The sequence below is a fragment of the Frankia sp. CcMO1 genome (assembly GCF_977945845.1).
In genome coordinates, this window is record NZ_CDWTMG010000174.1 from 1 (window position 1) to 10,259 (window position 10,259).

Sequence of the window (10,259 nt, forward strand, 5' to 3'; positions counted from 1 at the left end):
GATACAGGACGGTGGGATCCTCGATGGAGACCGGAGCGTCGAGGAGCCTCGACGCCCCCCACAACGGAACGACGGTAGAGATGCTCCGCGGCATCACGGGCTTGGACATCCCAAAGATCGACGACACGGCGGTCGACGACGTGGAGCCGGTGGAGCCGGAGGGGGTAGGCCCGCGGGGCGGATCCCCGGATGCCCGGCCCTCCCCCGGCGTGCCGGGGAGATCGCCGATCACGGCGGTGGCCCCCAGCGGGCCGCCGACCGCGACGAGCCGTCCACCGGCCTGCCCGATCGGCATGCGGGCGGTCGCGACGGTGCCCGGCCTCACCCGTACCAGTTCGCCGTCGATCCACGCTGTGACCGCTCCCGCCGGAGCGGCGAGCACGACGACGCCGGTCGCGCCGGGCGGCACCGGCGGGAGGGAGACGACCGCGTCCGGCGCGGATCCCGCCCCGGCGGCCAGCCCCGTCGGCCCGGAGAGGCCGACCGCCTGGCCATACGCGTCGAGCCCGCGCGGGTCGAGCGGAGGATCAAGGCTGGTGGCGCCAACCCAGGTGGATCCGCCGTCCGAGCCGGTCGACCGCTCTCCCGCCCGGCCCGACGGTGCGGCCAGTCCGGCGAGCACCGGTGCGTCATCGGCCGATTCGACCAGGACGGCCGAGGCGGCGCCCGCCGGCAGCAGCACGGGCGTGATGATCGCACCGGTGGCGGGCACGACGACGGCCTCCAGGCCGATCGGCGTGTGCCGACCCGTACCCGTGAGGATCGTGATGCGCACCGTGGCCTCCCGCAACGGTGCGGCGAGCACCAGGTGCGCCGTCGAGGACGCGGACCCCGCCGGGACGACGACCCCGCCAAGCAGGAGACGCCGGGCCGGGGCGGAGGTGCTCGGGACAAGGCTCACCGGATCCGCGCGCCCCGCCCGGTCCGCCCCCGGCATCGAGTCCGCACGCGCCGCGCTGGGCCGGTCCGCGACCCAGGTGAGAACCCGGCCGGAGCGCACCTGGACGTCGAGCGCGGTCGCGGCGGCCTCCGGTGCGAGGGACGCGAGTCGCCGGATCACCGCGTGGTCCGGGGGCACGGTGATGTCCTGCGGCGACGTCGCCGGTCCGTCGGAAAGCACCCGCACATTGATCCGGGCTGGTTCAGCTGCCAGATTCGACCAGATCACCACCGGATCCCGACCGGCCACGGTCGATGGTCCGGTGAACCAGGCCCGGGCCCGGGACGGCTCGCAACGCGCCTGAATCGGCCCGACGCCGCCCATTGACCCGACGCCGTCTTTCTCCCGGGCCGTCACGGTGGCCGACAGTCCCCCGGCGGACGCGCCCTGGGCGGTCACCAGGATCGATCCACGGCCGCCCGCCACGCCGGTGACGGCGCTGCCCTCCGAGGGCCGCGGAAGGTCCAGGTGACGCCGGCCGCGGACGTCCATCCGTAGTCCAAGCCCCTCGCTTGGAACCTCGGACCCCATCGTGGACACCCGCACCTGGCCCGTCGGCCCACCGCCGGCAGCCACGTCCAAGCCGAGCGCACGGGCCCGCCCGCCCGGCCCGCCCGGACCGGGTGCCACCAGCGTCAGGTCCGGGCAGGCCAGCATGGCGCCTGACAGGGGCCAGACCCGTCCCTTCCCGGCACCGGCACCACCGGTGCTGGTGCCGGTGCTGGTGCCGGCGAGGAACGCCCCGGTCAGCCCGAGCAGCCCGAGGACCCCCAGCGGCAGCACCATCCGCGAAACGACCGTCCGCGAAACGACCACGACGTGACACGACGGCCGCTCAGCCTTCCCGACCCGCCGCGGCTGCGTTGCAGCCGGGGGAGCCATCCGCCGCGACCTCAGGACTGGGATTCCCAGCAGCACGGGAATTCCCAGCAGGACAAGCGCGGCGAGCGCCGCCGCCTGGCCCAGCACGGCCCGGTGGGGTGAAGCCCGGTCGTGGTCGATGCGGAGCCGACCGCCGTCGGGCGGCAGCCGGAATCCGGCTGCCCAGCCCCACGCCCGGAACGGAGTCAGCGGCCGGCCTTCCAGCCACGCGTGCCATCCGGCATCCGCCGGTACGGCGAGCACCAGGGAGCGTGCCGGGCCGGACCGGGCGGCGAGGGCGGGCAACCGCTCGCCGGAGGCCAACCGGCGTACCGAGGAGGGCGCTGGCGGCAGCGGCGCCGAGAGGAGGAGAGGAGCACCCGGCGCTGTACCGATCGGGCGGGCTGTCCGCTTCGTCGCCGCGGGAGCGGCGTGCCGCGCCACCGGCTCACGACGATCAGCCCGATCGGACTCCATCACCCAGGCCAGGGGTCCGCCCGCCCACCCGGATGCGTCCGGTCGCGGCGCACCGGTCCCACCGGGCTCTCCCGAAGCCGTCGCACCACGGGCCGGAACGGCGGGACGCCAGAAGATCGCCCCCGGGCGGGGACGATCCCGGATCAAGGACGGCGTCGCGTCCAGTCGGGCGACGAGCTGAGAGGCCGAGTCGGCCGTGGGTACGGCGACCGATGTCACGCCCAGAAGCGGGAGCCAGCCGGCTGCCCGGCCACCGTTGGCGGCGAGGTCCGCGACCATGTCGGCGAGGAACCGACTGGACCGCCGCGGGGTGCGGGCGCCGGTCTCGGGAAACGTCGGCCCGGACGCGGAGGCCAGGGTGTACCGGATCGTTCTGGCCGAGGCCGGTTGGTGCAGGACGAGGACGCGGGCACCCGGGCCGGCGGCGCGGGTCACGGCCGCGACCGCGCGGGCGAGGCTGGCCCCCTCGACGCCGGCCGGGTTCGCCCCTGTGGTGTCGTCGGGCCGAGATACATCCACGGCCAGGAACCGAGCGGCAAGGATCAGCGGCCCGACGAGGAGGAGCAGCGTCACGGGAAGGACCACCAGCACGGCCGTGCGCCGCCGACGGCCCCGCCCCCGGCCCGCGAGGCGGCCGAACAACCAGCAGGCCAGGCATCCACCGACGAAGCCGGCCACATCGGCACTGGGTCCGCTGTCCGCACCAGCCAGCAGGGCCAGGGAGTACTGGGGCAGCCTGGCCAGGGCGATCGCCGATTCGGCGAGGACGGCGACGGGATCCAGCCACAGGTCCGGAAGCACCGGAATGATCGTCGCGAGCAGAGCGGCGATGATCGCGGGCAGCCTGGACCGCGCGGTCAGGAACGCGACGACGACCAGGCCCGCCCAGGCGATGACCAGCATCGACGGGGCGCAGGCGATGAACCCGACCAGACAGACCGCGAGCGTCCACACCGGCCGGCCCGGCGCCCCGCCGACGCCAAAGCCAAAGCCAAAGCCGGAGCCGTCCCGCCGGTCCCGCAGGACCGCGTCGGCGGCGGCGAGCACCAGGGGAAGGCCGATCACCGCGCCCACGGTGTCGGTGCGGCCGGCGAGGACCGACCCGGTCATCACCGGGTTCAACCCGTAGCCGGCGGCGAGCCCGAACCGGGCGAGCGGATGTGGTTCCAGCCGGGCGAGCGCCCGGTAGGCGCTCAGGCCCGCGAGCGCCGGGCCGGCCGCCAGCAGGATCCAAGCGGCCGGCGCCGGCCTCTCCCCCAGCAGAGTGGCCGCCGCGGCGAACAGCGCGGTGAAAGGGGGTGCCGGCCCGGGACCACTCAGAGGTCCATCGGGCGCCCCCGCCCATCCGGACCACACGGCCGACCACAGGTTCCGGCTGCCGGTCGGGAGCGGCAGGCCCCCGCCGAGCATGTCCGCCGGCATCCCCCGCATGGCCAGGAGCCCGACGGCACCCAGCAGGGTCGCCAGGGTCATCGGCGGCCAGGCCGGCCGGCGCGGGTGCGCATCCGGTCTGGGCCCGGTGACCACCAAGGTGGTGTCGGCGACGTCTTCGGCGGCTCCGGCCCGATCGAGGAGATCCTCGGCGCCGGCTCCGCGCCGCCACGGCAGGCGGCGGGCCGGGAACAACGGGCGGACGGCCCGGTGCGGCACCGCCCACGTGCAGGCGGCGCGCCGACGCATCCGGCGCAACTGCCGTGGCCGCCCCAGCACGGTACCGGCGAGCGTGAGCTCGGCGAGCGCCGCCCGGGGTCGGCCGCGCAGGAGCAGGCCGAGGGTGCGCACGGCCGTTCCGACGAGCAGGGCGACCACCATCGCCGGCAACAGCACCGTCGCCGTGTTCGCCAGCCGGACCCGTAGAGCCCCCGCGCGGTCGGCCGATGCCCCGGGGAAGGCCGAGGCCGAGGCCACGGTCGCCGTGGCCGACGGGACGACGACGACCCGTAGGCCGGCACGGGCCACCCGCCAGCCAAGATCGATGTCATGACCACCATCGAGCTCGGGGTCGAGTCCACCGAGCAGACGCCAGACCACCGCCCGCACGAGGGTGCCCGAACACGCGACGGCGAGGACGTCACGTACCCCGTCACACCGACCATAATCATCATTACCCGGGCACATTCCGGTATGCCGTCGCCCGGCCCGGTCGACGCTCACCCCGGCTTCAACCACCCGGGGTCTCGTCACCGGCCGGGACCGCGCACCCGTCGATCCGGCGGGACCGCCCGCTCCGGCCGCCGGGGCGAATTCGGCCGGCCGGGCGGATTCGGCGAGTGGGGCGGATTCCGGAGCGCGGGCGAGCAGTTTGGGACCGAGGACGGCGGCACCCCGGTCCAGCCGGGCGTAGGCCAGCAGGGTGTGCAACGCGCCTGGGGCAGGGATCGCGGTGTCGTCGAGGAGCCAGACGAATCCGTGCTCCGGTAGGTTCCCCAGCCGAGCCAGCCCCACGACTACGGCGGCGCCGAACGGTGTGGCGGACGGCACCTCGACGACGAGGGGCTCGACGACCGGGTCACCGGCCTGAGCATCCGCGCCGTCGGCGCCGGGATCGACGGGACGGTCGGCGGACGGGAGGCGACCGTCCCCGTCCAGGGGAGACGCGCGTTGCCGGGGAACGCCTCCCCCGCCACCGAGCCGCACCTCGACGACCCGGTCCGGTGGTCTGGTCTGGGCACGCAGGGCGGCCCGGACCTGGGCGGCGGCGGCGGGTCCACCACCCCCTCGACCGAGCACGCAGACCGCGACGACCGGCGGCCCTGCATCATCGGGCAGAGCGGTCACCGCGGCGACCGTGGCCGCCTGTGACGTGCCCGGATCGCCCATCATACGCCGACCGCCGGTCACCGGGCGGGATCAGACCGCTCGGCGTCGCTGCTTGCGTCTCTCCCGCTCGGACATGCCGCCCCAGATCCCGAACCGCTCGTCGTTCTCCAGCGCGTACTCCAGGCACTCGGCCCGGACCTCACAGCCCGAGCAGATGCGCTTGGCCTCGCGGGTCGAACCGCCCTTCTCCGGGAAGAACGCCTCGGGGTCGGTCTGCGCGCACAGCGCGCGTTCCTGCCACTCCATCGCCTCGCCGAGAAGGTCCCCCATCCCCAGATCGATCACCTGGGCGAGGGCGGACCTCCCGGCCGATCCACCAAGATCCTCCATGTCCTTGGTCTCCGCCTCGTCGGCCTCGTCGTCACCGACCTCGTCGACATCGTCGACCTCGTCAATGTCCTCGACGAGGTCGGTGTCCTCGGCGACGGACCGACTGGTCAACGCGGGGGGGACGGGAGCGGCCGTGGCCGGCACCCGCGCCCGCGGGACCGTTTCGGATGTGGCCCGGGTGTGGCGTTCGGTGAGCACCCGCCCGGGGTGATCAGCGAACGGGTCATGCTCAGCGGGACGCTCGACGTCCGCGAGGACAGTGTGGACGCCCGCGTCGGCGTGCTCCATGTGGACTCCTCCAGACCCGTCGCGGTGCGGTCGGCCACCCCTGGGCGCCGGCGCGCAGGTGACTGGTTTCCACACCGGTCAGGCGACGCACTACCGCACGAACCCCGCCAGCGGGGGGAATGACACGCCGGTAATTACACGCTCCAGACTCGATCGCGTCAACCCCACCGTCGCAACATCTTCTACAACCAGCGATGAGACCATAGCTCACAGTCACTACAACCTGTCGCCGAGGGTCCGCGCAACCCTCCTTTCCGTCACTCTGCGCGATCAGATTGGTCGCGACAACGGCATTATCCCGCCCAGACCTAAAGGGCATACACCCCTAAAAGGGGAGGGTCTGAGCTCGGGCAACCGCCGCGAACGTAGACCGATCAGCTACCAGACTCGGCAACCCCAGCCCATTCGGATACGGAGAGTAGTTTTTGATGATCAGGACTTGGCGGGTGTCAGGACACCACCGGCAGCATGGCCCGGACGGTGCGGCCCCGGGCAGCGCGAAAGCGCTCGTCAGGGATCCGGCCATACGTGGTGGTGCGTTGCCGAGCGGGACGACCCGCCCCCGCGGCCACCTCCTCGAGTTCGGCCACGGAACGCCGCGAGCCGTGCTGCGAGCCGGCCATCCGACTGATCGTCTCCTCCATCAGCGTGCCGCCTATGTCGTTCGCCCCACCAGCGAGCACGGCCCGACAGCCCTCCACCCCGAGCTTGACCCAGGAGCACTGGATGTTGTCGATCGAACCGTGCAGCAGAATGCGCGCCATCGCGTGCACGGCCCGGTTCTCCTGGCGGGTGGGGCCGGGACGGGCGACACCGGCCAGGTAGATCGGCGAGCTGTGATGGACGAAGGGGAGGGCCACGAACTCGGTGAAGCCGCCGGTGGAGTCCTGGATGCGCCGTAGCAGGCGCAGATGGGCCACCCAGTGTGCGGGGGTGTCCACGTGCCCGTACATCATCGTGGCCGAGGAACGCAGGCCGACCCGGTGCGCGGTGGTCACCACCTCGACCCAGCTCGCCGCGGGCAGCTTGCCCTTCGTCAGCACCCAGCGGACATCGTCGTCGAGGATCTCCGCCGCGGTGCCGGGGATCGTGTCGACGCCGGCCTCGCGGGCCGCGGTGAGCCAGTCGCCAATCGACATGCCGGTGCGGGTGACGCCGTTGAGAACCTCCATCGGCGAGTAGGCGTGCAGATGCAGCCCCGGCGCCTGCCGCTTGATCTCACGGGCGAGATCGAAGTACGCGGTGCCCGGTAGATCGGGATGGATCCCGCCCTGGACGCAGACCTCGGTCGCGCCGACCGCCCAGGCCTGCGCCGCCCGGCTGCCCACCTCGTCCAGAGACAGCGTGTAGGCGTCGGCGTCCCCACGGCGTTGCGCGAACGCGCAGAACCGGCATCCGGTGTAGCAGACATTAGTGAAGTTGATGTTGCGGTTGACGACGTAGGTGACGTCCTCGCCCACGACGTCGCGGCGCAATCCGTCCGCGAGCGCGCAGAGCTCCTCCAGGGCGGCGCCGTCCGCGCTGAACAGGGTCAGCGCCTCGTCGTCGGTGATCCCGGCCGGATCGGACCCGGCGTGGCGCAGGGCGGCGAGCATGTCGGGGCCGATCCGCCGCATGGCACCGGCACCAGCAACCGCGCCGGCCCGGCTCGCGATGGCCCGGCTGCCCGTGCCGACGACTCCGTCGACCCCCGTCCCGGCCGCGCTGACCTGGGCACGAAGCGACTCCCAGTCACCGTAGACCGTGCCGAAGTCCGCCCGTTTCTCGCTGCGGCGCCCGACCGTGTCGACCGCGGCGTGCAGATCGGTGCGGCCGGTGTCAGCGAGTCCGCCGTCGGGCTCCTGCCAGGGGCGGGCGGCCGGGAACACACCGTCGGCGAGCAGGCCGTCCGCGCCGGCCAACGCCCCGACGTGCCCGGCCAGGCGCGGGTCGATCCATGGTTCACCGAGATGGGAGGGGTAGACGGTGAGCCGGGGCCGCAGCGTGAACCCGGCCTGCGCCGTCACGGCACGCAGGACGTCCAGGTCCGGCCAGGGCCGCTCGGGGTTGACGTGGTCGGGGGTGACCGGGGAGACGCCGCCCCAGTCGTCGATGCCGGCCGAAAGCAGCAGGGCGCACTCCGCGGTGTCAACGAGGTTCGGCGGAGCCTGCACCCGCGTCGTGGGGCCCAGCACCAGCCGGGTGACCGCGACGGCCGCGGCCAACTCCTCGGCACCGACGTCGGGCGCGGAGCGCATCGCGGTGTCGTCCTTGGCGCGGAAATTCTGGACGATCACCTCCTGGATCGACCCGTAGCGGCGGGCCAGACCTCGAAGCTCGAAGATCGTCTCGGCCCGCTCCGCCCGGGTCTCCCCGATGCCGAGCAGCAGGCCGGTCGTGAACGGGATCGACAGCCGCCCGGCGTCGGTGAGGACCCGCAGGCGGACGGCCGGGTCCTTGTCGGGTGACCCGTAGTGCGCCCCGCCCGGCTCCGACCACAGGCGGGTCGCGGTCGTCTCCAGCATCATCCCCATCGACGGGGCCACCGGCTTGAGCCGGGCGAGTTCCACCCAGCTCAGCACACCTGGGTTGAGGTGCGGAAGCAGACCAGTCTCCTCCAGCACGGCGATCGCGACGGCACGCAGGTAGCCCAGCGTCGAGTCGTAGCCGTGGGCGTCGAGCCACTCCCGGGCCGCCGGCCACCGGCCCTCGGGGCGATCACCAAGCGTGAACAGCGCCTCGGCGCAGCCCGCCGCGGCGCCCGCCCGGGCGATGCCGAGCACCTCGTCCACCGTGAGGTAGGGGGCGGGCAACCGGTGCGGCACGGTGGCGAAGGTGCAGTAGTGGCAGCGGTCCCGGCACAACCGGGTCAACGGGATGAACACCTTCGGCGAGTAGGTGACGACACCCGGCCGCCCGATCGACGCCAGACCCGCGTCGCGGGCCCGGGCCGCCGACCGGCACAGGTCCGCGAGGTCGTCGCCGCGCGCGGCCAGCAGAATGGTGGCCTCCACCACATCGAGCGTGGCGCCGTCCCGGGCCCGGCGCAGCGCCCGGCGCAGCGCCGACGGGGACGGCGGGGAACTGGATTCGGCACCGCTGGATTCGGCACCGCTGGATGTCGCCGCCGTACTCATCATGAATTCCTCTGATTCTCCGGCGGCGCCCCCGGCGCCCAGCAGATGAACCGGTCCGGTCGGTGACCATCGGGATCGAAGGGATGCGGTGCCGAAACGGTACTGAGCGGTTCGGCAGGAGACCCGGTCGGCCCGGAGTCAGGGTGTCACGCGGCCGGCCGCACGCCACCCGGTGGCGGGTCTGCGCAGCCGGTCGAGCGTGCCGATCAACATATTCGTCCGCCGGCGCGAGGCCAGCGTCTCGACCAAGGCCTGCGTCCGGTCGGCTCGCCGGCCGGTGCCGGCGAGGTCGGACCCGTCCGGCGTCATACCGGCGGTCTGTCGCATCTGGGCCCGGCGGGCGGCCACGACCTGGGGGGCGCGGGCCCCCGCAAGCGCGCGATTAAGGGAGGCGGACAGGGCTTCGAGGCTCTTGGTGGTCCTGATATCGGACATGATGGTCCTTCCAGCGACGTAGAGGAGTCGAAATGAAATAACTTGCGCGTTTCGAACCCTCCACAGGCCTGTGACCTGCGATGATGCTCTCGATCACGTATTTGTTACTTCATTACGTCCCCAGAGAGCTGAGATTCACTCTCACAGCTCTCTCGAATCGGAATCAAGAAAAAGGCGGTGAGCAGGACACATCCGCCCGAGACGTCCACCGGACTCCGCTACCCGGGCCCGGCCGGAATGCACCCACCGACACCGGGACACGATTCCGATCATGCCGGCGCCCGGGGCGGCGCCACCGGGCGCCGCCGTACCGCACGGGAGCTACCACTACTGGGCATCGATTTCCTCCTGCCCCACCATGGGAGTCGTTACGCTGATCAGGTGCCACGCAACCGCCAGGAGGTTCCCCGCGAGGAACGGATCGATGCGTTGCTCACCGTCGCCGAGGAGCAGTTCCTGGCCCGCGGGTTCGCCGGGACGTCCATCGCGGAGATCGCCCGTTCCGCCGGCATCGAGCCGGGCTCCGTCTACTGGTATTTCCGGTCGAAGGACCATGCCTTCGCGGCGGTGCTGAACCGGCTGCTCGACGTTGAGGTCGACCGGATCGCCGCGTTGCCCGGAGACCCGGCGGCGAAGCTCTTCCTCGCCCTGGACTCGGTCGAGCGGCGCCGCACGCTGCATCCCTGTGTCGCCGAACGCGCCCCGCACGCCGCGCCGGTCATGGAGTACCACGAGCGGCTGCACGACTGGCTGCACGGGCTCGCGCTCGCCGCGGTGCACGACTTCGTGCCCGAACCCGATCGGGAGCTCGCGGCGGACGCGGTGGTCGCCACCATCGAGGGCGGGCTCGCCAACCCCGCGCCCTCCCGACCGACCAGCCATCTCGTGCACTTCCTGCTCTCGGCCTTCTGCACGGACACGCCGATACCGGCGAAGCCGGAGTTCCACGGATGGATGACGCCGTTGTTCGCCCGGCCAAGGGTAAACATTCA

The 10,259-nt window shown here is 72.8% G+C and carries 5 protein-coding genes; 1 reads left to right on the forward strand and 4 read right to left on the reverse strand.

Annotation, left to right across the window (positions count from 1 at the left end):
- The 4 genes from AC08OU_RS17820 to AC08OU_RS17835 all read right to left on the reverse strand — a co-directional run.
- Positions 1–5,101: DUF5719 family protein (locus AC08OU_RS17820; protein WP_476605351.1), on the reverse strand; the 5,101-nt coding region annotated here is incomplete at its 3' end.
- Between the two features lie 27 nt (positions 5,102–5,128).
- Entirely contained in the window at positions 5,129–5,716 is a 588-nt protein-coding gene (locus tag AC08OU_RS17825; protein WP_476601254.1) for a WhiB family transcriptional regulator, read from the reverse strand.
- Between the two features lie 449 nt (positions 5,717–6,165).
- Positions 6,166–8,832, reverse strand: coding sequence for a bifunctional FO biosynthesis protein CofGH (locus AC08OU_RS17830; protein WP_476601258.1), 2,667 nt, complete (start codon positions 8,830–8,832; stop codon positions 6,166–6,168).
- A 138-nt stretch (positions 8,833–8,970) separates the two neighbouring features.
- Complete coding sequence (locus tag AC08OU_RS17835) at positions 8,971–9,267, reverse strand: hypothetical protein (RefSeq protein ID WP_462188316.1); 297 nt, start codon at positions 9,265–9,267, stop codon at positions 8,971–8,973.
- A 381-nt stretch (positions 9,268–9,648) separates the two neighbouring features.
- On the opposite strand from AC08OU_RS17835, the gene AC08OU_RS17840 reads away from it, so the two are divergent.
- The coding region (locus AC08OU_RS17840; RefSeq protein ID WP_476605352.1) for a TetR/AcrR family transcriptional regulator at positions 9,649–10,259 on the forward strand (611 nt) is incomplete at its 3' end.

Coding starts and splice junctions, on each gene's coding strand:
- AC08OU_RS17825 (WP_476601254.1), bottom strand. CDS start 5,716: ATGGAGCACGCCGACGCGGGCGTCCACACTGTCCTCGCGGACGTCGAG.
- AC08OU_RS17830 (WP_476601258.1), bottom strand. CDS start 8,832: ATGAGTACGGCGGCGACATCCAGCGGTGCCGAATCCAGCGGTGCCGAA.
- AC08OU_RS17835 (WP_462188316.1), bottom strand. CDS start 9,267: ATGTCCGATATCAGGACCACCAAGAGCCTCGAAGCCCTGTCCGCCTCC.